Below are 24,841 nucleotides of genomic sequence, written 5' to 3' on the forward strand. Positions count from 1 at the left end.
GGTCGCAGAACCAAATACCGGAGACCTCTTCAGTTGTCGATCACCGCCACGCCGGGACCTTCATCGGCCACCACGACTTCTGAAACACGCCTTAGTAGTGCCTCGCGAAGTTGGGACGAGTTGGCGGCAGAGAGGTGAGAGCCCATCGGTACTGCAGCTGTTGCACGCGGCGCCCTCTGCCATGGTGTTCTTGGCGAGGCGTCAGCAACAGGCTGGTGAGGAAGAGTTCGGCCACCGCGCTGAGGGTGGCGACAACCGGCGCAGGGTAGACAGTCACGTCAACGCGTCAGGCCGACTGCCGTGTGCAGGCACTTCACAGCGCCACGATCGCCGCAGTCTCCGCAGGCAACTCAATCCGGTCCCGCATCACCGTGACCCCCTCCCCCGTGGCCAGCAGCACCCGCCGAGCCACCCCAGGCAGCGACACCCCCTGCCCTCGCCCAGCAAAGTTGGCCACCACCAGCGTGTCCCCCCGCCGCATCAGCAGAAACTGGTCCCCATGCTGCACCGACACCGCGTGCATCCGAGGATCCGACAGGTCAGGCACAGACCGACGCAGCCCGATCAACCGCCGATAAAACGACAACATCGATGCATGCTCAGGCTTGTCCAGCTCCGCCCAGTCCAATCGCGACCGCACGAACGTCTCCGGGTTTTGCGGGTCGGGCACGTCCCCCTCCGGCCACCCGTGCGAGGCGAACTCCCGCCGCCGCCCGGTCCGCACCGCAGAGGCCAACTCCGGCTCTGGGTGCGAGGTGAAGAACTGCCACGGCGTAGATGCCGCCCACTCCTCCCCCATGAACAGCATCGGAGTGAACGGCGCCGTCAGCAGCAACGTAGCCCCAACCCGGAGCAGCGAAGGCGACAGCGAGGCCGAGATCCGATCCCCGGTAGCCCGGTTCCCGATCTGGTCGTGATTCTGTAGGTAGGCCACGAACCGATGCCCCGGCACCCGGGGATCAACAGGCCGCCCATGGTGCCGATTCCGGAAGCTCGACCAGGTCCCCGCGTGGAAGAACCCGCCGGTCAGCACGTCAGACAGCGTCTCCAAGGACCCGAAGTCCCCGTAGTAGCCCTGCCGCTCCCCCGTCAGCAACGTGTGCAGCGCGTGGTGCGCGTCGTCGTTCCACTGCGCGTGCAGCCCGAACCCACCGGCCTCCCGCGGGGTGATGAGCCGCGGATCGTTGAGGTCCGATTCGGCGATGAGCGACAGCGGCCGCCCGAGGTGCGTCGACAGCGATTCGACGGAAACCGCCAGCTCTTCGAGCAGAGGAACAGCCCGCGAGTCGGGCAGCGCGTGCACAGCATCCAAACGCAGCCCGTCGACGTGGTAGTCGCGCAACCACATGAGCACGCTGTCGATGATGTAGCGGCGTACCTCGTCGGAGTGCGGGCCGTCCAGGTTGATCGAGCGGCCCCAACTGTTGCTCTGCTCGGCGAGGTAGGGCCCGAACCGCGGCGCGTAGGCCCCGGAGGGCCCGAAATGGTTGTAGACAACGTCGAGGATCACCCCCAGACCGCGAGCGTGGGCGGCGTCGACGAACCGTTTCAGGCCGTCGGGGCCGCCGTAGGGCTCGTGTGGGGCGTACCAGCAGACGCCGTCGTACCCCCAGTTGTGTTCGCCGTTGAAGGCGTTGACCGGGAGCAGCTCGATCAGGTCGACGCCCAGGGACACCAGGTGGTCGAGTCGGTCGATGGCCGCGTCGAAGGTGCCTTCCGGGGTGAAGGTGCCGATGTGCAGCTCGTAGAGGATGCTGCCGGGCAGTTGCCGGCCCGTCCACGAGGAATCACTCCACTGGAACGCAAAATGGTCGTAGCGGCGGCTCGGCCCGTGCACCCCCGCAGGTTGCCACGGTGAGCGGGGGTCGGGCAGTGGGGTTTCGTCGTCGTTCAGCAGAAAGGAGTAGTCGAGGCCGGCGTCGGGCACCTCGACCCGCCACCAGCCGTCTGCGGCGGCGCGCATCTCGTGGTCGGCGTCGCCGGCCAGGCGCAGCCGCACCCGCTCGGCGTCCGGCGCCCACACGCTGAATTCGGTCATCACGCAGCCTCCACGGAAGTGGTGGAAGGAGCCAGCAGAGCCACGGGATAGTCGGCCAGAAGGTCGTCCAGGGGGGTCTCCCCGCCACTGTAGACCCGGCCGGTGAACAGGTCCTTCATCTCGTGAACGGGAAGTGACAGAGCTGTGTCACACCACCCACCGGCGCGTGCCAGGCCCAGCGGCAGCCGGGTCGCCACGGCGATCACGCCGCCCCGGTCGAACGCCACCACGTGACGGCCCACCCGCCCGTGCGCCGGGACCGGCCGGTAGGTGGTGAACAGCTCCGGGTGCGCCCGCCGCAACCGCAGGGTCCGCGACACGACGAGCAGCTTCGCCGCTCCGTCGGTGTCGACCGGGGGACGCCAGCCGCCGTCGATGCGTGCCAGCAACTCTCGGCGTACGTCGAAGTCGACCGGGCGGCGGTTGTCCGGGTCGACGAGGGAGTTGTCCCACAGCTCGGTGCCCTGGTAGGTGTCCGGCACTCCGGGCATGGTGAGTTGGATGAGCTTCTGCCCGAGCGAGTTGCACCAGCCGGCCGGGGCGATGGCGGCGGCGAGTTCGGTCAGCTCGTCGTGCAGGCTCGGGTCGTCGTACATCTGGTCCACCACGGCGTGCACTGCCTGCTCGAAGGCCGGGTCGGGGTCCGCCCAACTGGTCGAGGCCCCGGCCTCGCGGGCGGCCTTCTCGACGTACGCGTGCAGCCGTTCCCGTTCGATCGGCCACGCGCCGACGGCGGTCTGCCAGAGCAGGTGGGCGAACGCCGGGTCCGGCAGCGGCGCGTACTCCATCCAGGTCTTGACCTGCTCGGCCCAGCGGCCCGGCAGTTCACTGAGCACGGCGAGGCGGGCGCGGACGTCCTCGCCGCGTTTGGTGTCGTGGGTGGAGAGGGTGGTCATGCTGGCCGGCCAGCGGACCTGTTGGGCGGCGGCGAAGCGGTGGAACTCCGCCGGCGGCACCCCGAAGTGGGCGGGGTTGTCGCCGACCTCGTTGAGCGCCACGAACCGGGTCCAGCGGTAGAACGCGGTGTCCTCCACGCCCTTGGCCATCACCGCGCCGGTGAGCTGCGGGAACCGTTGGGCCAGCTCGTCGTCGGGGGTGCGCAGTCGGCGGGTGATCGCGTCCAGGGCACCGGCCAGGTCGGGGCGGCGACGGCCGGCCTCGGAGCGGGCGGCGGCGAGGTGCCGGGCGCCGTGCGGCGGGTAGCCCCGGTAGACGGCGAACGCGGCGGCCAGCTCGGCGAGCGCCGCGCGGGCCTGCTCGGTGGGCACCTCGGGGGCGAGGGCGGCCAGCCGGGTCAGCTCGGCGGCGAGCAGTTGGGTGGCCGCGGCCAGTTTGGTGGTGTGGGTCAGGTCCTCCCAGGAGGTGTGCTGCCCGGTGAGGCGGTTGTCCAGCGCGGTGAAGTCACCCTCGGCGTCGGTGTCGACGAACAGCCCGCCGACAGCGGCCAGGGCGTCGTAGCCGGTGGTGCCGTCCACCGGCCAGTCCGGCAGCTCCTCGCCGTACTCCAGGATCTTCTCCACCACGAGCCAGGCGTCGGGCGCGGCGGCCCGTAACCGGGCCAGGTAGCCGGCCGGGTCGCGCAGGCCGTCCGGGTGGTCGACGCGGATGCCGTCGACCTCCCCGGCGGCGGCCCAGCGCAGGATCAGCTCGTGGGTGGCGGCGAAGACCGCCGGGTCCTCCACGCGCAGACCCGCCAGGCCCGCGATGGCGAAGAACCGGCGGTACGTCAGCTCGGCGTCGCCGCGCCGCCAGGAGACCAGCTCGTAGTGCTGCCGGTCGTGCACCTCCCGGGCGCTGCCGTCGCCGGTGCCGTCGGCGACCGGGAAGCGGTGCTCGTGGTAGCGCAGCTCCCCGTCGACCACCTTGAGGTCGTCCAGGGCGGCCGGGTCGTCGCCCAGCACCGGCAGCAGCAGCCGGCCCCGGTCCCAGTCGATGTCGAACCAGTCGGCGTACGCCGAGTCGCGCCCCCGGCGCAGCACGTCCCACCAGGGCGGGTTGGCGGCCGGTACGGCGACCCCGGCGTGGTTGGGCACGATGTCGACGACCAGGCCGATCTGCTTGTCGCGCAGGGCGGCCAGCAGCCGCTGGCGGGCGGCCTCCCCGCCCAGCTCCGGGTTGACGGCCCGGTGGTCGACGACGTCGTAGCCGTGCTGCGAGCCGGGGGTGGCGGTCAGTAGCGGGGCGGTGTAGAGGTGGCTGACGCCGAGGTCGTCCAGGTAGTCGACGATCGCGGCGGTGGCGTCCAGGTCGAAGCCGGGGCGGACCTGGACCCGGTAGGTGGCAGTGGGAGGGGTGGCCGGCATGTCAGATCGTCCTCTCCAGCACGACGAGGGAACGGTCCGGCACCCGGATGGTGCCGCCCGCGCTGATCACCGTGGCGTCGTCCGGCTCGGGTTCGGCAGTGCTGATCACCCGTTCCCACTTCTGGCCGTACTCGCTGCCGGGCATGACGAAGTCCAACGGCGCGTCGTGGGCGTTGAAGCACAGCAGGAACGACGCGTCGTGGTGCTTCTGGCCGTACTGGCCGCGCTCGCGGATGCCCTCGCCGTTGACGAAGAGCGCCACCGAGCGGCCGAAGTCGTTGCCCCAGTCCTCGCCGGTCATCTCACGCCCGTCCGGCGTGTACCAGGCCAGGTCGGGCAGCGGCTCGTCGATGCCGCGCCCGTTCACCGGCAGCCCGGTGAAGAACCGGCGACGGCGGAACACCTGGTGTCGTTTGCGGAACGCGGTGAGCGTCTGCACGAACTCCAGCAGTTGCTCGTCGGCGTTGTCCCAGTCGACCCAGGCCAGCTCGCTGTCCTGGCAGTAGACGTTGTTGTTGCCGTGCTGGGTGCGGCCCAGCTCGTCACCGTGGCCGATCATCGGCACGCCCTGCGACAGCATCAGGGTGGCCAGGAAGTTGCGCCGCTGCTTGGCCCGCAGCGCGAGGACCGCCTCGTCGTCGGTGTCGCCCTCGACCCCGCAGTTCCAGGACCGGTTGTGGCTCTCGCCGTCGCGGTTCTCCTCGCCGTTGGCCTCGTTGTGCTTGTCGTTGTAGGACACCAGGTCGTTGAGGGTGAACCCGTCGTGCACGGTGACGAAGTTGATGCTGTGGAACGGTCGGCGGCCGTCGTCCTGGTAGAGGTCGGCGGAGCCGGAGATCCGGGACGCGAACTCGGCGAGGGTGGCCGGCTCGCCGCGCCAGAAGTCGCGCACGGTGTCGCGGTACTTGCCGTTCCACTCCGTCCACAGCGGCGGGAAGTTGCCCACCTGGTAACCGCCGGGGCCGACGTCCCACGGTTCGGCGATCAGCTTCACCTGGCTGACCACCGGGTCCTGCTGCACCACCTCGAAGAAGGTGGACAGCCGGTCCACCTCGTAGAACTCGCGGGCCAGGGTGGCGGCCAGGTCGAACCGGAAGCCGTCGACGTGCATCTCGGTCACCCAGTAACGCAGCGAATCCATGATCAGTTGCAGCGAGTGCGGGCTGCGCACGTTGAGGCTGTTGCCGGTGCCGGTGTAGTCGACGAAGTAGCGGCGGTCCTCCTCGCTGAGCCGGTAGTAGCTCGGGGCGTCCACGCCCTTGAAGCTCAGCGTCGGCCCGAGGTGGTTGCCCTCGGCGGTGTGGTTGTAGACCACGTCGAGGATGACCTCGATGCCGGCGGCGTGCAGGGCCTTCACCATGCCCCGGAACTCCTGCACCTGCTGGCCGGTCCGGCCCAGCGCCGAGTAGCCGTGGTGCGGGGCGAAGAAGCCGATGGTGTTGTAACCCCAGTAGTTGCGCAGCCCCAGGTCGGCGAGGCGGTTGTCGTGGATGAACTGGTGCACCGGCATCAGCTCGATCGCTGTCACCCCGAGCCGGGTCAGGTAGTCGATCATCGGTGGGGAGGCGATGCCCGCGTACGTGCCGCGCAGCTCCTCCGGGATGTCCGGGTGGCGCATGGTCAGCCCGCGCACGTGCGCCTCGTAGATCACCGAGTGGTGGTAAGGGGTGCGCGGCGGCTTGTCGTTGCCCCAGTCGAAGTACGGGTTGACCACCACCGACTTCGGCATGAACGGGGCCGAGTCGGTCTCCGACATCCGCTCCGGCTCGTCCAGGTCGTAGTCGTAGACCGCCGGGTCCCACTCCACGTCACCGTCGATGGCCTTCGCGTACGGGTCGATCAGCAGCTTGTGCGGGTTGCAGCGCAGCCCGTTCGCCTGGTCGTACGGGCCGTACACCCGGTAGCCGTAACGCTGGCCCGGCTCGATGCCCGGCAGGTACGCGTGCCACACGTAGGCGTCGACCTCGCGCAGCTCGACGCGGCGCTCCGCGCCGGTGTCCCACTCGTCGAAGAGGCACAGCTCGATCCGCTCGGCCACCTCGGAGAAGATGGCGAAGTTGGTGCCCATCCCGTCGTAGGTGGCGCCCAGGGGGTACCGCTCGCCCGGCCAGACCTGCATGTCGCTCCTTAGACCATGGTTATGTGCGCACCGGCCGAGATCGCCCGCGCGCACGCAGGTAGTGCCCCCGGCCCGGACGCGCCAATCCATCCTTTCAGGCGATGGGCGAAAACCGCCCGTCTGATGCGCCCTACACCGATCGGGTGTCCTCCGTCACGATGGCCCTTTTCGAGATGCGTTCTTGGGTCCGATGCACTTTCCTTGACCGGGGACAAGCGTTCGCGCGTGCCCGCCAGGCCCTCGGCCACCCCTTACACCTCCCGCTCCGCCGCCACTGACGCCGGCGCGCGCCACCATGCATGGACGGAGATAGATGTGACAGTGCGGGTCGACGAGCAGCTCGCTGCCACCAAGGACCGGGCCCACCGGCCCACCCTGACCTCCCGGCCCCCCGCGCAGCCCGGTCCCACCGCGCAGCCCGGCACGCCCGTGCCGGCGCAGTCCGGCCCCGGGGTGCCCCCGCAGACCCGCCGCATCCTCATGCTGTCCTGGGAGTACCCGCCGGTGCTCGTCGGTGGCCTCGGTCGACACGTGCACGCCCTCTCCGTCGCGCTGGCCGCCGCCGGCCACGAGGTCACCGTCGTCACCCGCCACTCCGAGGGCGCACCCCTGGAGGAGTACGCCGACGGCGTACGCATCCTGCGCGCCCCCGAGGACCCCGTCACCTTCCCCCTCGCCACCGGCTCGCTGCTGGCCTGGACGATGGCCTTCAACCACACCCTCACCCGCACCGCGCTGCGCGCCACCCAGGCCGGCTCGTACGACGTCATCCACGCCCACGACTGGCTCGTCGCGCACACCGCGATGACGTTGCGCGACCACCTGGACATCCCGCTGGTCAGCACGATCCACGCCACCGAGGCCGGTCGGCACCAGGGCTGGCTGCCGGAGGAGATGAACCGCACCATCCACGGCGTCGAGCAGTGGCTCAGCAGCGAGTCCAACCGGGTGATCGTCTGCTCCGGGTACATGCGCGACGAGGTGAACGCACTCTTCGGCGTACCGGCCGGGCGGGTCGACGTGGTCGCCAACGGCGTGGAGCCGCACCGCTGGCGGGTGCCCGCGCGTGCCGTGGCCGCCGCCCGCGCCCGCTTCGCCGGGAACGGCCCGCTGGTCACCTTCGCCGGGCGCCTGGTGTACGAGAAGGGCGTCCAGCACCTGATCGCCGCGCTCCCCCGGCTGCGCGAGCGGCACCCCGGGCTGCGTGCCGTGATCGCGGGTGACGGCCCGTACCGCGCCGAGTTGGAGGCCGAGGTGCACCGCCGCGGCCTCGGCGGCATGGTCACCATGCCGGGCTTCCTGGGCGGCACCGACCTGCCGGCGCTGATGGCCGCGTCGGACTGCTTCGCCGTGCCGAGCATCTACGAGCCGTTCGGCATGGTCGCCCTGGAAGGCGCCGCGGCCGGCGCTCCCCTGGCAGTCGCCGCCACCGGTGGCCTCGGCGAGATCGTGGAGCCAGGCGTCACCGGGATGACCTTCCGCCCACACGACCCGGACAGCCTGACCGACGCCGTGGACGCGCTGCTGTCGGATGCCGACCGTTCCCGCGTCATGGCCCGCCGCGCCCGCCGGATGGTCCACGACCAGTACGGCTGGGCCGCGATCGCCCAGCGCACCGCCGCCAGCTACGCCGCCGCCATCCACCACGACGCCGCGTTCACCGCCGAGCGCGCCGAGCAGCGGATGTCGCAGGGTCGCGCTCTCCCGGCGCTGCCCGCGGGCAACCTGCTCGCCGCCGCCGGCCTGCGCTGACCCTCGCCGGCCAGGCCCGATCCCGGCTCGGCCCGGACTCGGGCCTGGCTCGGGCTCGGGCGGGCCCGGGCGGGGTTGATCGACTCGGCCTTCTTGAAATCGGGGTGTTGCGGCGCTGGGGACCCCCCGACTTCCTGAAAGCCGAGTCGATCATGTTGTGGCGAGCGCGCCGCGCTGCCCGGCGGGGACCGGTCGGGCCTGCCAGAATGTGCGGATGTCTCGTCCTGTCGACGCCCTGGATGCCAGCTTTCCGATCGCCGCCGCAATCGCGCTGGACCTGATCCGACGCCCCGAGGTGACCGAGCAGTGGTCGAGCCCGAGCGCGCTGCCGCACCTGTCGGTGGGTGGCCTGGCGTGTCACCTGGGGCGTCAGGCGGTCCGTGCCGCGGAGCTGCTGCCGGCCCCGAGCGATCTGCCCACCCTGGAGTCGGCCGACAACCACTACGAGCGGGCCGCCTGGGTCACCGAGGGTTCCCCGGACGAGGCCTCCGTCGCCTCCGGCCCCGACGAGGCCGACGCCGCACGCGGGCCGGCCGACCTGCACGCCCGTTCCGCCCAGGCGCTGGAAGAGGTCAGCGGCCTGCTCTCCCGGCGTGCCGCCCGTGACGTCGTGCCGATCCCGTGGCAGGGCTGGGCCCTCCCGCGCAGCGAGTTCCTGCTCACCCGTCAGTTGGAGATCGTGGTCCACTCCGACGACCTCGCGGTGAGCATCGGCGTGCCCACGCCGGAGTTCCCGGCGGACGTCTTCGACCCGGTACGCGACCTGCTGGTCCGCCTGGCCGTGCGTCGCAACGGCCAGTCCGCGCTGATCAGCGCACTGAGTCGCAGCGAGCGAGCCCGGAACATCTCCGCCTTCTGACCGCCCGCCCCGTCGCCGACCAGCCGGGCCCGGGGCCGCTCGATGCCCGGGGCCGCTCGATGCCCGGGGCCGCTCGATGCCCGGGGCCGCCCGGCCCCAGGGCTCGGGGCTCGGGGCCGCCCGGCCCCAGGGCTCGGGGCTCGGGGCCGCCCGGCCCGAGGGCTCGGGGCTCGGGGCCGCCCGGCCCCAGGGCTCGGGGCCTGCCAGGGCACCACGGGCCTGCCCCGGCGTCACCCCGCCCGTGATCGACTCGGCTTCCTGAAAGTCGGGGTGTCCCGGCCCGAGGAACACCGCGCCTTCAAGGAAAGCGAGTCGATCACGGGCGGGACGGGGCAGCTCGGAGTCCGGAAAAGCGGCAGGCCGCCGACCCGGAGGGTCGACGGCCTGCTGGCGAAGCGAGGAGCGGGTCAGCGCTCGCCGAAGGGGACGTAGTCCCGCTCGGCGGAGCCGACGTAGACCTGCCGCGGACGACCGATCTTGGTCTCCGGGTCGTTGATCATCTCGCGCCACTGGGCGATCCAGCCGGGGAGCCGGCCGAGCGCGAAGAGCACCGTGAACATCTTGGTCGGGAAACCCATGGCCTTGTAGATCAGGCCGGTGTAGAAGTCCACGTTCGGGTAGAGCCGACGGGAGACGAAGAAGTCGTCAGCGAGGGCGATCTCCTCCAGCTCCATGGCGATGTCCAGCAGCGGGTCGGGCTTGGCCATCCGGCCCAGCACGTCCTGCGCGGCCTTCTTGACGATCGCCGCCCGCGGGTCGTAGTTCTTGTAGACCCGGTGGCCGAAGCCCATCAGCTTCACGCCGTCCTGCTTGTCCTTGACCTTGCGGACGAAGGACCGGACGTCGTCGTCGCCGGCGTGGATCTGCTGGAGCATCTCCAGCACCGCCTGGTTCGCGCCACCGTGCAGGGGGCCGAACAGCGCGTTCACGCCGGCCGAGACCGAGGCGAACAGGTTGGCGTTGCTGGAGCCGACCAGGCGGACGGTCGACGTGGAGCAGTTCTGCTCGTGGTCGGCGTGCAGGACGAAGAGCATGTCCAGCACCTTCGACATCACCGGGTCGACCTCGTACGGCTCCGCCGGCACGCCGAACGTCATCCGCAGCAGGTTGTCCACGTACCCCAGCGAGTTGTCCGGGTACAGCAGCGGCTGACCGATGGACTTCTTGTACGCGTACGAGGCGATGGTGGGGACCTTCGCCATCAGCCGGACCGTGGAGATCTCCACGTGCTCGGAGTCGAACGGGTCCAGGCTGTCCTGGTAGAAGGTGGACAGGGCGCTCACCGCGGACGAGAGCACCGCCATCGGGTGGGCGTCCCGGGGGAAGCCGTCGAAGAAGCGGCGCATCTCCTCGTGCAGCAGCGAGTGCCGCCGAATCCACTCGGTGAACTCGGTCAGCTGCTGCTCGGTCGGCAGCTCACCGTAGATGAGCAGGTAGGAGACCTCCAGGAAGGAGGACTTCTCGGCCAGCTGCTCGATCGGGTACCCCCGGTAACGCAGGATGCCCGCGTCGCCGTCAATGTAGGTGATCGCGGATGAGGCAGCGGCGGTGTTGACGAAACCGGGGTCGTACGTGGTCATCCCGGTTTCCTTCAGCAGCTTGCTCACCCCGATACCGGCGGGGCCCTCGACCGCAGGATGCACCGGCATCGACAGCTGCCCACCGGGGTGATCGAGCTTGACTTCCGTCATGTGGTTCCTCGCTTCGCCGGCAGATCTACGTTGAATTGCCTTCGCTTCTACCGTAATTGCGGCTCGGGGGACAACGCCCGCCGTGGTTCGGCGGTGAGGTATGCGTCACCCGATTCCCGACCGGGCGGCCGGGAAACCCGGTATCCCGTCAGACGGGACCGGACCGCACCGACCCTGGTAAGCCAGACCTGACGACTCCGGGAGCCAGGCCGGACCGACCCTGGGAGCCAGGCCGGACCGACCCCGGAAGCCAGGTCACGACAGGGTGAGGCGTCGCAGCGTACCGTCCGTCGCGACCTGGAAGACGTCGAGCTGGTTGGTGCCGGCGTGGAACAGCTTGTCGTCGGCGAGCAGCGCGGCGAACCGGCGTCCGCCGGGGTCGGCGGGCACCACCGGGACGACGGCCCCGATGCGGCCGTTGACGGCGACGGCGAGGAGGGTGCCGTCCGGGATCCGGTCCGGGACGTCGCCCCAGACGAGTGCCGGGAGGGTGCCGGTGTCCGGGTCCGTGGCGGTGAACGCGGCCAGGTCGGCGACCCGGGCGCTGCCGGCGGCCGGGCCGGCGCGTACCTCGGTGCCGACCAGGGGGTGGGGTGTCGGCAGGGGTGGCGGGGCGGGCACGCCACCGGGGAAGGTGATCGGTTCGCCGGGGCGGTCGTAGAAGTGCTTCGTACCGTCGGAGCGGGGGGCCTGCCGGGCGGAGCGCCCGTCGACCCGCCAGGGCAACCGGACGCCGGCCTCGTCGGCCACGGTCGGCAGCAGGTCGACGTGTTCCCAGTTGCGGTCGTCCACCCGGCCGGTCTGCTGCCGGGGTTCCTTGACGAACGTCGGCACCCAGGCGACCTCGCCGGCGGCGGCCTTGATGGCGTCCATGCCCCGGCCCTGCGCGCCGGCGCGGAAGCTGACCCCGTGGTCGGCGGTCACCACGACGAGGGCCTGGTCGTAGAGGCCGTTGGCGCGCAGCGTCCGCAGCGTCTCGCCGATCAGCCGGTCGGTGTAGCCGAGTTGGGCGAGGTGCCGCTGCCGGGCCAGGTCGACCCACCCGGCGCCGTCGTTGGGCAGGTCCTCGGGGGCGTCGTAGCGCGCCCCGGACGGCAGGTACGCCCACGGTGAGTGCGGCATCAGCAGGTGCAGGAAGTGCAGGGTGGGCCGGGTCGACGGCTTCAGCCCGGCCAGGAAGCTGGTGAACCGGGCCGGCTGGTTGTCGTCCAGGCTGTCCCAGCGGAACTTCGGGTCGGCCGGCACCGGTTCGGCGGCGTCCAGGCCGGCCTCAGTGCGGGTCTGCTCGCGGTAGGAGTCCTCCGGGTCGACAGCGCTCTCCGTCGGCCCGGCGACCCGACCGAGGAGCTTGCCGGTCTCCCGGACCAGCACGCCGAGCCCCTGCTCCGGGGTGACCGGCTGCTCGCAGCGACTGGGCGGGCAGAGCCGGGTGATGCTCTCCTCGGCGCGGATGTCGTACAGGCCGCCGAAGGCGGTGAAGATGTTGTCCGGGTACTGCGAGTAGTGCGGGGCGACCGGCTTGGCCGGGTAGCGGCCGGTGAGCATCGCCGGCAGTGCGTTGGGCGTCCACCCGCTGACGCCGGTGGAGTTGCGGTACCAGGTGGAGCTGCCGGCCAGCTCGGCGAAGTGCGGGTACCGCCCGGCGTCGATCTTCCCGTCCGCGCCGAGCAGGCTGACCAGTGGCAGCTCGTCGAGGATCAGCATGACCACCGGCGGGTGCACTGCCGAGCCCTGCGCCGTGCCGGCCGCGCCGCCGTCGCCGCGCGGCAGGACCACCGCCGAGGTGGGCGAGGCGAGCAGGAAGAGTGCCACGAAGGCCACCGGGCCGGCGGCGGCCAGTCGCAGCACCCGGCCCGGCGCCCGCCACCGCCGGTGCGCGGCCGCGCCGGCGGCTCCGGCCAGCACGGCCACCAGCAGCAGCGGTACGCCCCGAAGTGGTGTGACGTGTCGGCCCACCTGCACGGCGAGGGCGGCGACCAGCAGCCCGACCAGCGCGGTGTGGGTGAGGGCGCGGGCGGTCCGGCCGGCCAGTCGGCTGAGCGCGCCGAGCACTGCCACCGCGACTGTGGGGAGCACCGTCACCAGGGCGAGCAGCAGCAGGATCTGGGCCGGGTCGGCGCGGTGGAAGAGGAAGAAGTCGGGGCTGCGGCCGAGCACGTCCAGCAGTGGCTGGGTGACCACGAGACCGACCAGCGCGACGATCTCCAGCAGCCGGCCCAGCTCACCTCGCCAGCCCCGGTCCCACCGTCCGGGGGCCGGCGGCCGGCGGTCCGGGGCCGGCGGGTCGACGGAGGCCGGTTCAGCCACCCATCACCGTCCGGTAGAGCGTGCGGGTGCCCGAGGGCAGTTCCAGCCGGTCGGTGATCCGCCCTCGGGCGGCGAGCAACGTCTCGAAGGTGTCGCGTCGGTAGTCCGGGAAGAGACCGGCGGGCTTGTTGGCCAGCAGCCGCGTCGCCATCGGGTCCTCCGGGTGGACGAACTCCACCACCACCGCGCCGCCCGGCGCGGTCAGCCCGGCCAGCCAGTCGATGACCTCCGGCAGCGGCACGTTGCGCCCGATCGCGAGGTGGTGCACCACGGCCAGGGCGAGCACCACGTCGGCGGACGCCCGCTCGGCGAAGCCGGCCCGCTCGACGCCCCGCCAGCCGCCACCCGGCGAGGGGTCGGCCAGGTCCAGCACCAGCGGCAGGATGCGGCGCTGCCCCTCGGAGCGCAGCTGTCGGTACAGCTCGTCGACGACTGTGGGGTCCTGCTCGACGGCGACCACGTAGTCGGCATGCCCGGCTGCGAGCCGGGAGTACCGGCCGTCGTTGGCGCCGAGGTCGAGCACCAGGCGGGGGCGGGTGCCGGCGGCGACCGCGACGGCCACGAACTGTTCCTTCGCCACCCGGTCGCGGGCCGAGTAGCCGCACGTGCGTTGGTAGTCCGACCAGTGGCTCTCGGGCGGGCGGCGGTCCAGCTTGCGGACCAGTTTCTCGATGCCGCGTACGGTGGCGAGCAGCAACTCCCGGGAGAAGCCGGCGGCCCGCAGTTGGTCGCGTACGTCGGTGGTGCTGGCGGCGGCGTTGCTCTGCTGCATGGCGCCATGCAGGTGCAGGTGGGTCAGCACGCCGGGGCGCAGCCGGCGCGCGCCGTTGAACAGTGGCCGCAACTCGTCGGCCTCGATGCCGTCGACCCGGGCGCGCAGCCACGGTTGGAAGTCGACGCCCAGGTGGGCGGTGAGCATCAGCGGGTAGAGCACGGTCTGGCAGAACTGCCGGTAGCCGGCCCACGGTTCGCCGTCCCGGACCGGCTCGAAGGAGCCGATGTCGATGAAGACCGGCTGGGCGCCGCGCCACTGGAGGTTGTACGCCGAGCCGTCCTTCGTGGTGAAACCCTCGCCGAGCGCGGCGGTCAGGATCTCCAGGTGCAGCAGGGCGGCGTCGCGCAGCATGCTGAACGACCACTCGTACGGGTGGGAGACGAACGGGATGCGCTCGTGGCGCAGCACGGCCGCCCACGGCGTTCCGGTCGCGGCCGGAACCAGGGCGGGCGGGGCGTCCTCGGTGGCGCAGACCTTGCGCGCGGCGACGAGCGCCGGGAAGAACGTGCTGCCGGTCAGTGCCCGCCAGTGCTCGGCGGCCTGCGGGTCCAGCCCGCGCAGCACCTCGTCGCCGACGTGGAAGACCCGGTTGGCGGGGTCGCGGAAGGAGGCCGGCTCCGGCCGTACCTCGGTGGGTGAGATCGCCATCGTCGGGGTTGGCCCGCTCAGCGCTGGTCGGTGGGTTGCCGGCGGAACCGGTCGACCAGCCGTCGCCAGTAGAGTTTCGCGGCGACCGCGGCGCCAGCCACCCCACCGACGACCGCCTGCACGATCAGGCTGCCGGACCCCGCGTCCAGGTAGGCCAGATGTTCCACCGATCGCTCCTTGCCCTCGCCGCCTCGACACCGGCGTCCCAGGGCGTACACCGATGAGGCTTTTGACCCAGAAAGCCGGACTTGTCCCTCACCGTACGCCGGTCGTCGTCGCTGTCGCGGGCACATCGGCGTACTCCCAGCCGCACCACAGAATGCGGCCGGGACGGCCGTCCACGCCGGTACGCTGCGGACGTGCCCTGGATGATCGTGGACGCGCCGCTGGACTCCTCCGGAGCCGGGCGCGGCGAGGAGCGGGCCCCGGCCGCGCTGCGCCGCGCCGGCCTGCGCGAGGCCCTGGCCGCCGACGACGACGGGCAGATCGACGAGGCACGGTTGCGCGACCCGAACCGCGACCCGGACAGCGGGGTGATCGGCGCGGCGGGCCTGGTCCGGGCCGGCGGCGCCATCGCCGCGCGGATCGGCGCGTTGATCGCGGACGGCCACCGGCCACTTGTGCTCGGCGGCGACTGCGCGATCCTGCCCGGCGTCTGCCGGGCCCTGCCCTCGGCGACCGACCTGTGGTTCGTCGACGCCCACCCGGATTTCCTCGACGGCACGACCTCACCGACCGGTGAGGCCGCCGACATGGATCTCTCGGTGGTCACCGGGCACGGCCCCGCCGCCGCTGTCGGCCCCGGCGGCGCGCTGATCGAGCCCGGCCGCGTCCACCTGCTCGGGCACCGCCCGGCCACCGACGAGAGCAGCCGGGTCGAGGCGGCCCGGATCGACCCGGCGATCCGGCAGATCAACGCCGCCGAGTTGCGGCGCCGGGGCGCGGCGACGGTCGGCGCGAGTCTCGCCGCCGACGGGGACGGACCGGCCTGGCTGCACCTCGACCTGGACGTGGTGGACCCGCGAGACCTGCCCGCGGTGACCTACCCCGAGCCGGACGGGCCGCGCTGGGCGGATCTGATCGCGCTGGTCACGCCGTTGGCCCGCGCCGATCGGCTGCTCGGGATGAGCGTGACCGACCTGAACCCCGACGAGGACCCCGACGGGCGGCACACCCGACGCGTCGTCGAGGTCCTCACCGAGGTGCTGGTCGGCTGACCAGTCAGCCGCCGGCCGTTCCCTGTCGCGCGGTTCGCTCCGCCCACGCGTGCAACGCGTCGCGGTCGCCAGCGCCATCGAGGTTCAGCGCCGCCTCGATCAACGCTAGGTGGGTGAAGGCCTGCGGGTAGTTTCCCAGCGCGGTGCCGTCGCCGTCGAGCTGTTCGGCGTACAGGCCGAGCGGCCCGGCGTACGCGCGGAGCCGGTCGAACAGCTCGGCAGCCTGCTCGCGTCGCCCGGCCAGGACCAGGGCGGAGACCAGCTCGAAGGAGCAGAGCAGGAACGCGCCCTCCTCGCCGGGCAACCCGTCGTCGGCCGTGTACCGGCAGATGAGCGCCGGGGCGATGGCGAGATCCCGCCGGATGCTGTCGATGGTGGCCACCACCAGCGGATCGCCACCGGCGAGGAACCCGACCAGGGGCATCCGGAGCAACGACGCGTCGAGTTCGGTCGAGTCGTACGCCAGCACGAAGCTGCCGACGCCACGGTCAAACCCACGCTCAAGGACCTCGGCATGGACGGCGTCGCGTTCGCCGCGCCACCGCTCGATCGGTGCGTCGTGGTCCCCGACCAGGTCGGCGAGGCGGACACCCCGGTCGAGGCAGACCCAGGCCATCATCTTCGAGTTGACGTAGTGCCGCAGTGGCCCCCGGATTTCCCAGATGCCATGGTCCGGCTCCCGCCACCGGGCGGCCATGGTATCGACGTGCCGGCGCAGCACCTGCCACTGCGTGCCGGTCAACTCTCCGGTGAGCTGCTGGTACGACAGCGCGGCGTCGAGCACGTGCCCGTACGTGTCGAACTGGAGCTGGTGGGCGGCCTCGTTGCCGATGCGCACCGGCCGCGAGCCGACGTACCCGTCGAGGTGATCGAGGATCTCCTCCTCGCGGGTCACCCCGTGGATCCCGACGAGTGGGCTGAGGACGTCGCCCGCCCCGCCGCACGTGGTGAGCAGAAAGTGCAGGTAGCGACGGCCCTCCTCGGCGTGACCCAACCGGAACAGGGCGAGCAGCAGCAACGCGGCGTCGCGGTGCCAGGTGTAGCGGTAGTCCCAGTTGCGCACCCCGCCGATCTCCTCGGGCAGCGAGGAGGTGGGCGCGGCGAGCAACGCGCCGGTCTCGTCGAAGGACAAGCCCCGCAGGACGGCCGCGCTGTGCCGCACCTGCTCGCGGCCGTAGCCGGTGTAGTCGGCGCGGTCCGACCACTCCCGCCAGACGCGGCAGGTCTGCTTCAGCAGGTCGGTTGGGTCGACCGCGTCGATGCGGCCCGGGCCGTAGCCGAGCAGCACGTCGACCGTCTGCCCCTCGTGCAGCACCGCCTCGGCCCGTGCGGTCGCACCGTCGACGCGGAACGGCAGCTCCGAGACCAGCCGCAGCCCGGCGTCGCCGGCCACCCACTGATCGTCGTCGCGGTGCCACTCGGCCGGACGCGAGCCGTACCCCGGGCGCGGCGTCACCTCGACACGCACCCGCACCGACCCGGCACGCACGTGTAGGCGGCGCACCAGCAGCTTGTCCGCGCGGAACGGCTGTGCGGCATCACCGGCCTGTACGGCGAGGAAGTCCTGACCGACCGCGCTGCCACCGGCGGCGCGGTACACGCTCTCCACGACCAGGGTGCCGGGCAGGTACCGGCGGACCGGCGCGGCGTCAGCGGCGACGGAGAGGGTGAACGCGCCACCGACGCGACGGTCCAGCAGCCGCGCGAAGACCGCGTCGCCGTCGAAGTGCGGCACGCAGAACCACTCGACCGTGCCGTCCGCCCCGACGAACGCTCCGGTGTGGGTGTCGGAGAGGAACGCGTACGAGTCGATCGGCGGCGTGTTCACAAAGCCGAAGGACGGCACGCGCCTCCTTACCCGGCGGGCCGGGACGGAAACGCGACTACCGGTCGCCCCGATGGGTAGTCCGCCGGATGCGGCAGTTCGTCAACTGGTCCGGCAGTCTCTCGTTCACCCCGAGGGAGTTGGCCGAGCCGGCCGACGAGGACGCGGTACGGGAGCTGGTGACGCGGGCACGACAGGACGGTCGGACGATCCGCCCGGTGGGATCCGGCCACTCGTCGAGCCCACTGGCGCGCACCGACGACATCCTGCTCAGCGTGGATCGGCTGGCCGGTGTCATCACCGAGGACGCCGATCGGGCGCGGGTGTGGGCGGGCACCAAGCTCAAGGCCCTCGGTGAGGGTTTGTACGACGCCGGGCTGGCCATGGACAACCTCGGCGACGTGGACTACCAGTCGATAGCCGGCGCGACCGCCACCGGCACGCACGGCACCGGCATCGGTTTCGGCAACCTGTGCACCCAGGTGACCGGCGTTCGCCTGGTCACCGGGACCGGCGAGGTTCTCGACATCTCGGCCGACGACAACGCGGACCTGCTCCCGGCGGCCCAGCTGTCGCTGGGTGCTCTCGGGGTGGTCACCCAGGTCACCCTGGACGTGCAACCGCACTACGAGTTGCACCGCCGGGCGTGGTGCGCGCACGTCGACTGGACCCTCGACCACCTCGCCGAACTCCAGCACACCAACCGCAACATGGACTTCTACTGGTACCCGCGCAGCGACCAGACCCAGATCCGCACCCTGAACCGCACCGAAGGGGGCCCCGACGTGCGGGTGTGGGCCGCGCCGCGGGTGCCGGACTCCGGCCCGTGGGGCGCACCCCGCGAGATCCGGTCCGGTCCGATCCACCGCACCATCCCGCAGGAGCGGGACCTGCGGTTCGAGGAGATCGAGTACATGTTGCCGTCGGAGGCGTTCCCCGCCTGCTTCGCCGAGGTCCGGCGGCGGATCCTGCAACGGCACCGCACTGTTGTCGGCTGGCGCGTACTGGTGCGCAGCATCGCCGCCGACGACATCTGGTTGAGCAACGCGTACGGCCGGCCGACCACGACCATCGCCTGCCTGCAGAACACCTCGCTGCCGTACGAGGACTACTTCCGGGACATGGAGGCGGTCTTCCGGCAGTACGGTGGCCGGCCGCACTGGGGCAAGAAGCACTGGTTGACCGCCGGTGACCTGCGGCCCCTCTATCCGCGCTGGGACGACTTCCGGGAAGCCCGCCGCCGACTCGACCCGGACGGGGTGTTCCTCAGCCCCGACCTCGCCCGGCTGCTGGAGGAGAGCCGATGACCGAGATCGGCGCCCGCGTGTGGGTCGTTCCGGGCGGGCACATCCCGTTCCCCAGCAACGGGCCCGAACCCGAGTTCACGAGCTTCGACCAGATCTGCGTCCTCAACGCCACCGGCACCCGCGCCGACGCCGAGCTGCACCTCTACTACGAGGACACCGAGCCGGTCGGCCCGTACGCCATCACCGTCGACGCCCACCGGGTACGACATGTTCGGCTGAACGACCTGATCGACCCGGAAGCGGTACGGCTCGACCGACCGTACGGCTGTGTGTTGCGCTCCACGGTGCCGGTGGTGGTGCAGTTCCTGCGCCAGGACACCCGGCTGCCGGGGGTCGTCGCTCTCGCCGCGGCCATGGCGTACCCGGCGTAACCGTTCGGCGCAGGTTCGCTCGTGGGCCGGGCCGGGTACCCCCCGCCATGAAGCCAATGGCCGGGGCGAGCGGGGCGCGAGCGACGGCGGGCAACCTGCGGGCACGCGTCGGGCGGGCCGGCCGGCAGAGCGGTCAGCGGATCCGGCTCTACCTGATCGTGGCGCTCCAGGCCGGCCTGGCCGCCGCCCTGGCCTGGCTGGTGGCCAGCGAGCTGCTCGGTAACCCGGAGCCGACGTTCGCGCCGGCCGCGGCGGTCGGCGTCATCGCGGCGTCGCTGGGCAAACGTACTCACCGCGCCCTGGAGCTGGTCGCCGGGGTGGTGCTCGGCATCGGCGTGGGTGACCTGCTGATCAGCCTGTTCGGCACCGGCCCGTGGCAGACCGGTGTGATCGTCTTCCTGGCGATCGCGGCGTCGGTGCTGGTACGCGGCACCGGCGCGCTGATGACCCAGGCCGGTGGTACCGCCGTGCTCATCGCCACGCTGACCCCGACCGCGCCGGACCTGGAACTGCCCCGAACTGTCAACGCGCTGGTCGGCGGGGCCGCAGGACTGTTCGTGATGCTCGTCCTGCTGCCCCTCAACCCGATGCGGATGGTGCGCCGCTCCGCCGAGCCCGCCCTGGACCTGTTCGCTCGGGAGATGACCGCCTCCGCGGAGGCGCTGGCCGAGGCGGACGGGGACCGCGCGCGGGCGGTACTGGACCGGATGCGCGACGCCGACTCGCAACTGCGACAGCTCGTCGCCGTGACGACCGCCGCCGACGAGGTGGTCCGGCTCTCCCCGGTGCGCTGGCGACGACGCCGGGCGATCGCCGCGTACCGGCGCGGGGTGACGCACATGGAACGGGCCTTCCGCAACAGCCGGGGTCTGGTCCGTCGGATCGGCACCGCCCTTCGCGACGAGGAACCGGTGCCGGCGGCCCTGCCCGCGGCGGTGGAGCACCTCGGTGAGGCGGTCCGGCTACTGCACCGGGAGTTCGTCGCCGGGCAGGAGCCGGTGCAGGCCCGGGAGCGGGTGCTGCACGCGGTCCGGGAGGCGGGCGTGGCGTGCCGGCAGGACCTCGGCTTCTCCGGGACGATCGTGGTCTCCCAGCTGCGTACCGCCGCCAACGACCTCCTGCGAGCCACCGGCGTGCCCCGGGACGAGGCACGCCGGCTGGTCCGCGAGGCCGCCGCCGGCTGACCGGTGACTCAGGTGCGGCGGTGGTGCATGCCCAGGCGCAGCAGCACGAACCGCAGCACCGTGGCGGCCAGGTTCGCGGCCACCAGCACGGCCAACTCCACCGGCCGAGCCGGCACGACCGTGACGACGTGCAGCGCGGCCAAGGCGCCACTGGTCAACGCCAGACCGAGGGCGAAGGCCAGCAAGGCAACCCGACCGGCACCTGCCCCGGCAGCGCCTGACCGGGCAGCACCTGACTGGGCCGCGCCTGACCGGGCTGTGCGCGCGGCGCGGTGAGCGGCGTCCGGCCGAGCTGTGCGCGCAGGTCGGCCAGGGGCAGTGCGCCGGTCAGCAGCGCCCGGACCAGCCGGCCCACGCCGCGCAGGTCGGCCAGGGCGGTGGCGACGATGTCGACGCGGAGCCGGCCTGCACGGCCGCCGCGTAGAACGAGTTCGCCCAGTCGGACGCGCCCAGGCCCCACAGGTAGAGCAGGCCGGTGGCGAGCAGCAGGATCGCCAGCGCGGGCCGGGCCCAGGCCGGCGAGCGGCGCGTCGGCGGCGAGTGCCGGTCGGGGCGGGCGGCCGGCGGCGGCTCGGGTGCGGCGGGTGCCGTCAGCAGGGTCTTTGTTCTGTCCATGCGCGCCAGCCTCGACGGCCGGGCTGGCGCGACCCCGTGCGCCGACTATGCGTCAGCTGTGGGATTCGGCAGCCGGACGGTGAACATTGTCCGACCTGGACGGCTGTCCACCCCGACCGTGCCGTGGTGGGCCTCCACCACCGCCGCGACGATCGCGAGACCGAGGCCGGTGCTGCCGCGCGCTCGGGATCGGGAGCTGTCGCCCCGGGCGAACCGCTCGAACATCTCCGGTTGCAGCTCCGCCGGCACCCCCGGCCCGTCGTCCGCGACGGTCAGCACGGCGCTGGCGGTGTCGACGGCCAGTGTGGTGGTGACAGTGCTGCCGGGCGGGGTGTGCACCCGGGCGTTGGTGAGCAGGTTCGCGACCACCTGGTGCAGCCGGGCGGCGTCGCCCGGCACCCGGATCGCCACCTCGGGCAGTTCGAGCTGCCAGCGGTGTTCGGGGCCGGCGACGTGCGCGTCACTGACCGCGTCCACCACCAGGGCGGTCAGGTCCACCGGTTCGACCACGAGCGGCCGGCCGGTGTCGAGGCGGGCCAGCAGCAGCAGGTCGTCGACGAGGCTGGTCATCCTGGTGCTCTCCGACTCCACCCGGCGCAGCGCGTGCGCCACGTCGGCGGGAACCTCGTCACGGCCACGCCGGGCCACCTCGGCATAGCCGCGAATCGCCGCGAGAGGCGTCCGCAGCTCGTGGCTGGCGTCGGCGACGAACTGGCGTACCCGGGTCTCGCTGGCCTGCCGGGCGGAGAGCGCGTCGGCGACGTGGCCCAGCATCCGGTTCAGCGCCGCGCCGACCTGACCGACCTCGGTGCGCGGGTCGGTGTCGGCGGCCGGGACCCGGACGGCGAGCGCCACCTCCCCCCGGTCCAGGGGCAGTTCGGTGACGCGGGTGGCGGTGGCGGCCACCCGGTTGAGCGGTCGCAGGGCCGCCCGCACTATCAGCGCGCCCGCCACACCGGCGAGCAGCAGCCCGACCGCGGCCACCCCGGCCTGCGCGGCGACCAGCGCCCAGATGGTCTCCTGGACGCCGGAGAGGGGGATCGCGACGACGCGTACCCGGCCGTCCCAGTACTGCCGGGCCACGGCCCGGTAGTCACCGCGATCGCCGAGGTCGACGGTGCGCGGTCGGGCGTCGACCGGCAGGTCCGCCAGCGCGGTGACCTCCCCCACCGGGACGGACTGCTCGTCGGGGAACGGATCGGCGCTGGAGGCGCTGTTGGTAAGGGTCCGGGCGCTGGCCACCCGGCCGTCGTTGATCTCGGCGACGACAGCGCCGGACGGCAACCCGGGCGGGATACCCGGTCCGTTGCCGGGGAAGGCCGGCCGTCCCGGACGGTCGCCCCGCATGGCCGTCGCGGGGGCCAACTGGGCGTCGAGCCGGTCGATCAGGAAGTGCCGCAGCGCCACAGTGGTCAGGCCACCGATCGCGACGCTGACCAACGCCAGCAGCGCGAGCAGGGCGAACACCAGTCGGGTACGCAGGGAGCGCCCAGCCAGCCACCCTCGGGCGGCGCGCAGCGGGCGGCGTCTACTCGGCGGGTTTGAGTACATAACCCGCGCCGCGCAGCGTGTGGATCATCGGCGCCCGGCCGGCGTCGATCTTCTTGCGCAGGTACGAGATGTACAGCTCCACCACGTTGGCCTGGCCACCGAAGTCGTAGTTCCACACCCGGTCGAGGATCTGCGCCTTGCTGAGCACCCGGCGCGGGTTGCGCATCAGGTAACGCAGCAGCTCGAACTCGGTCGCGGTGAGGGTGACGAGCTGGCCGGACCGGCGGACCTCGTGGCTGTCCTCGTCGAGGCTGAGGTCACCGACGGTCAGCACCGCCTCCTCCCGGGCGGCGATCGCCAGCCCGGAACGGCGCAGCAGCGCGCGCAGCCGGGCGATCACCTCCTCCAGGCTGAACGGTTTGGTGACGTAGTCGTCGCCGCCGACGGTCAACCCGGCGATGCGTTCCTCGACCGCGTCGCGCGCGGTCAGGAAGAGCACGGGCACGGTGGGGGCGTGCTCGCGCAGCCGGCGCAGCACCTGGAAGCCGTCCAGGTCGGGCAGCATCACGTCGAGCACCACGGCGTCCGGCTGGAACTGCCGGGCGGTGCTCAACGCCGCCATGCCGTTGCCGGCGGTGCGGACCTGCCAACCCTCGTAGCGCAGGGCCATCGACAGCAGGTCGGTGAGCGTGGGTTCGTCGTCGACCACCAGCACCCGGACGGGTTCACCGTCGGGGCGACGCAGCTCGATCCGGCTCGGCGCGGCCTGCCCGTTCATGACCATGGGCCCCATGGTGGACGCGACGCCTGTGCCGCGCCCCTGCGGAAGCTGTGCGCGAGCTGTGCGGCCGGGCCGACGCGACGCCGGCGACACCACCGGTCAGCCCCGCCTCGTGGTCACTCGGACACCCCGTACGCGTCGGTGCGCACGAACCGCATGCTCCAGCCGCCGGCCTCGTCGGGCCGGTCGCGTTCGTAAAGGTGGTCGGGGCCGGGCTGCACCGGGCCCGTGCCGTCCGGGTGCCGCATGATCCAACGTTGGGGTGGGGCGCCGTCCGACCCGGCCGGCAGCAGCCGGACCAGGCCGTCCGCGGGCCCGCCGACGAAGCGTACGGTGACCTCGCTCATCGCGGCGTCCCCTCGGGTGACCGTGCCGGCACAATCGGTGACACCGGCTCTGGCTCGCAAGCTACCGCACCCACCGCCGTGGCGCAGCGAGGTGCGCGGGGCCGTCCGCACCGAATCGGGCTCCGGTTTGCCCAGCTCGGCGCTCGGGTACCGGCACCTCAGCACCCGCCGTCGGCGGGGCGAGGACGAGGAGCGGTCGATGCGGATGCTGGACGGGCGGTACCGGCTCGAACAGCGCATCGGTGTGGGCGGGATGTCCGAGGTGTGGCGGGCCTACGACCAGGTACTGGACCGGCCGGTCGCGGTGAAGCTCCTCTCGCCCGGCCGCGACGATCGGGACGGCCCGGTGGACCGGATCCGGGCCGAGGCCCGGTCGGCGGCCCGGCTGGAACACCCCAACGTGGCCAGCGTGCACGACTTCGGCACCTCCTCGACGTGGCCCGGCCGACCGGTGCCCTACATCGTCATGGAGCTGGCCGAGGGTGAGACGCTCGCCGTGCACCTGCGCGCCGGGCCGCTGGACTGGCAGATCGCGGTGCGGGTCTGCGCGGAGGTCGCCGCGGCGCTGGCCGCCGCGCACGCCGAGGGCATCGTGCACCGGGACGTCAAGCCGGCCAACGTCATGCTCACCCCGGCCGGGGTGAAGGTGCTCGACTTCGGCATCGCCATTGCCGCCGGCGCGCCGGACCCGATGCCGACCGGGATGGTGCTGGGGACCCCGGCGTACCTGGCGCCCGAACAGCTGGACGAGGCACCGGCCACCCCCGCCGCCGACATGTACGCCCTCGGCGTGCTGCTCTACTACAGCCTCACCGCCCGCCTGCCTTACCGCGCGGCGACCGCCAGCGAACTGCTGCTCGTCCGCCGCCGCCGGCCACCGGAGCCGCTGCCCGACATCGCCGGGCTCCCGCCGGAGGTCGCCGAGCTGTGCCACTCCTGCCTCGCCGACGACCCCGAGCAGCGTCCGACCAGCCTGGTCGCCGCGCTGCTGCTGGCCGAGGCGGTGGACGCCCGGGTGTACGTGCCGATGACGATCCCGACGACCCGCCGGCCGGCCCCGACGTCGCCGTGGACCGAACGGGCCGCCGCGGAGGCCACCGAGGCGGTGGTGCTGGTGGACGAGCAGCACCTGCCCGCCGGGCGCTGACCGGACGACAGGCGGCGTTTCGCTGGGCGGCGAAGGGGTAGCCGGCCTGGTGAGCGACGGGAGA

Annotated in this window: 19 protein-coding genes and 1 pseudogene; 7 read left to right on the plus strand and 13 right to left on the minus strand. The window is 72.3% G+C overall.

Annotated elements, in window-relative coordinates; translation table 11 throughout:
* Positions 1-313: 313 nt before the first annotated feature.
* Genes treZ through glgX form a run of 3 tightly spaced genes read right to left on the minus strand, consistent with a single transcriptional unit; the run spans position 314 to position 6,460 of the window.
* Complete coding sequence (gene treZ, locus FB453_RS13895; protein WP_145790420.1) at positions 314-2,038, minus strand: malto-oligosyltrehalose trehalohydrolase; 1,725 nt, start codon at positions 2,036-2,038, stop codon at positions 314-316.
* Positions 2,038-4,341 (minus strand): malto-oligosyltrehalose synthase, encoded by a 2,304-nt coding sequence (treY, locus tag FB453_RS13900; protein WP_145790423.1) that lies wholly within the window; start codon positions 4,339-4,341, stop codon positions 2,038-2,040. The genes treZ and treY overlap by 1 nt, the downstream gene beginning before the upstream one ends.
* Position 4,342: 1 nt before the next feature.
* Positions 4,343-6,460, minus strand: coding sequence for a glycogen debranching protein GlgX (gene glgX / locus FB453_RS13905; protein ID WP_145790425.1), 2,118 nt, complete (start codon positions 6,458-6,460; stop codon positions 4,343-4,345).
* A gap of 480 nt (positions 6,461-6,940) precedes the next feature.
* On the opposite strand from glgX, the gene FB453_RS13910 reads away from it, so the two are divergent.
* Together FB453_RS13910 and FB453_RS13915 are read left to right on the plus strand one after the other, a co-directional pair.
* A complete protein-coding gene (locus tag FB453_RS13910) occupies positions 6,941-8,212 on the plus strand; it encodes a glycosyltransferase family 4 protein (RefSeq protein ID WP_486480287.1) in 1,272 nt (423 codons plus the stop codon).
* 214 nt (positions 8,213-8,426) lie between these two features.
* Positions 8,427-9,071, plus strand: a complete 645-nt coding sequence (locus FB453_RS13915; protein ID WP_145790427.1) for a maleylpyruvate isomerase N-terminal domain-containing protein — start codon at positions 8,427-8,429, stop codon at positions 9,069-9,071.
* Between the two features lie 407 nt (positions 9,072-9,478).
* On the opposite strand, the gene FB453_RS13920 is transcribed toward FB453_RS13915, so the two are convergent.
* The 4 genes from FB453_RS13920 to FB453_RS34205 form a co-directional block, all read right to left on the minus strand.
* On the minus strand, positions 9,479-10,762 hold the full coding sequence (locus FB453_RS13920; protein ID WP_112587594.1) for a citrate synthase: 1,284 nt from the start codon (positions 10,760-10,762) through the stop codon (positions 9,479-9,481).
* 255 nt (positions 10,763-11,017) lie between these two features.
* On the minus strand, positions 11,018-13,069 hold the full coding sequence (locus tag FB453_RS13925) for a sulfatase-like hydrolase/transferase (RefSeq protein WP_145790429.1): 2,052 nt from the start codon (positions 13,067-13,069) through the stop codon (positions 11,018-11,020).
* Positions 13,062-14,492, minus strand: coding sequence for a class I SAM-dependent methyltransferase (locus FB453_RS13930; RefSeq protein ID WP_112698365.1), 1,431 nt, complete (start codon positions 14,490-14,492; stop codon positions 13,062-13,064). Before FB453_RS13930 ends, FB453_RS13925 begins: the two co-directional genes overlap by 8 nt.
* 17 nt (positions 14,493-14,509) lie before the next feature.
* Positions 14,510-14,659 carry a hypothetical protein gene (locus FB453_RS34205; RefSeq protein ID WP_165947858.1) on the minus strand — a complete coding sequence of 50 codons (150 nt, stop codon included), beginning with the start codon at positions 14,657-14,659 and terminating at the stop codon, positions 14,510-14,512.
* Between the two features lie 201 nt (positions 14,660-14,860).
* On the opposite strand from FB453_RS34205, the gene FB453_RS13935 reads away from it, so the two are divergent.
* Positions 14,861-15,709: an arginase family protein gene (locus FB453_RS13935; RefSeq protein WP_486480288.1), complete on the plus strand. Its 849-nt coding sequence runs from the start codon at positions 14,861-14,863 to the stop codon at positions 15,707-15,709.
* A gap of 4 nt (positions 15,710-15,713) precedes the next feature.
* Here FB453_RS13935 and FB453_RS13940 read toward each other — a convergent pair whose 3' ends face one another.
* Complete coding sequence (locus FB453_RS13940) at positions 15,714-17,555, minus strand: glycoside hydrolase family 15 protein (RefSeq protein ID WP_222431346.1); 1,842 nt, start codon at positions 17,553-17,555, stop codon at positions 15,714-15,716.
* A gap of 68 nt (positions 17,556-17,623) precedes the next feature.
* Between FB453_RS13940 and FB453_RS13945 the strand changes: the two genes are divergently transcribed.
* The 3 genes from FB453_RS13945 to FB453_RS13955 are packed head-to-tail and all read left to right on the plus strand — an operon-like array spanning position 17,624 to position 20,396.
* A complete protein-coding gene (locus FB453_RS13945) occupies positions 17,624-18,841 on the plus strand; it encodes a D-arabinono-1,4-lactone oxidase (protein WP_145790433.1) in 1,218 nt (405 codons plus the stop codon).
* Positions 18,838-19,212, plus strand: coding sequence for a sensory rhodopsin transducer (locus FB453_RS13950; protein WP_145790435.1), 375 nt, complete (start codon positions 18,838-18,840; stop codon positions 19,210-19,212). Before FB453_RS13945 ends, FB453_RS13950 begins: the two co-directional genes overlap by 4 nt.
* Positions 19,213-19,268: 56 nt before the next feature.
* Positions 19,269-20,396, plus strand: coding sequence for an FUSC family protein (locus tag FB453_RS13955; RefSeq protein ID WP_145790437.1), 1,128 nt, complete (start codon positions 19,269-19,271; stop codon positions 20,394-20,396).
* A gap of 8 nt (positions 20,397-20,404) precedes the next feature.
* On the opposite strand, the pseudogene FB453_RS13960 reads toward FB453_RS13955, so the two are convergent.
* The 5 genes and pseudogenes from FB453_RS13960 to FB453_RS13980 all read right to left on the minus strand — a co-directional run.
* Positions 20,405-20,793 (minus strand): annotated as a pseudogene (locus FB453_RS13960) (glycosyltransferase family 2 protein); the annotation flags it as partial.
* Complete coding sequence (locus FB453_RS13965) at positions 20,724-21,011, minus strand: hypothetical protein (protein ID WP_145790440.1); 288 nt, start codon at positions 21,009-21,011, stop codon at positions 20,724-20,726. The gene FB453_RS13965 and the pseudogene FB453_RS13960, both read right to left, overlap by 70 nt.
* A 45-nt stretch (positions 21,012-21,056) precedes the next feature.
* Entirely contained in the window at positions 21,057-22,562 is a 1,506-nt protein-coding gene (locus FB453_RS13970) for a sensor histidine kinase (protein WP_145790442.1), read from the minus strand.
* Positions 22,540-23,280, minus strand: coding sequence for a response regulator transcription factor (locus FB453_RS13975; protein ID WP_486480289.1), 741 nt, complete (start codon positions 23,278-23,280; stop codon positions 22,540-22,542). The genes FB453_RS13970 and FB453_RS13975 overlap by 23 nt, the downstream gene beginning before the upstream one ends.
* A gap of 119 nt (positions 23,281-23,399) precedes the next feature.
* Positions 23,400-23,630, minus strand: a complete 231-nt coding sequence (locus FB453_RS13980; RefSeq protein WP_091408172.1) for a hypothetical protein — start codon at positions 23,628-23,630, stop codon at positions 23,400-23,402.
* A 199-nt stretch (positions 23,631-23,829) separates the two neighbouring features.
* Between FB453_RS13980 and FB453_RS13985 the strand changes: the two genes are divergently transcribed.
* Positions 23,830-24,777, plus strand: a complete 948-nt coding sequence (locus FB453_RS13985; RefSeq protein WP_145791038.1) for a serine/threonine-protein kinase — start codon at positions 23,830-23,832, stop codon at positions 24,775-24,777.
* Positions 24,778-24,841: the final 64 nt, after the last annotated feature.

Source organism: Micromonospora sp. CNZ322 (assembly GCF_007827755.1).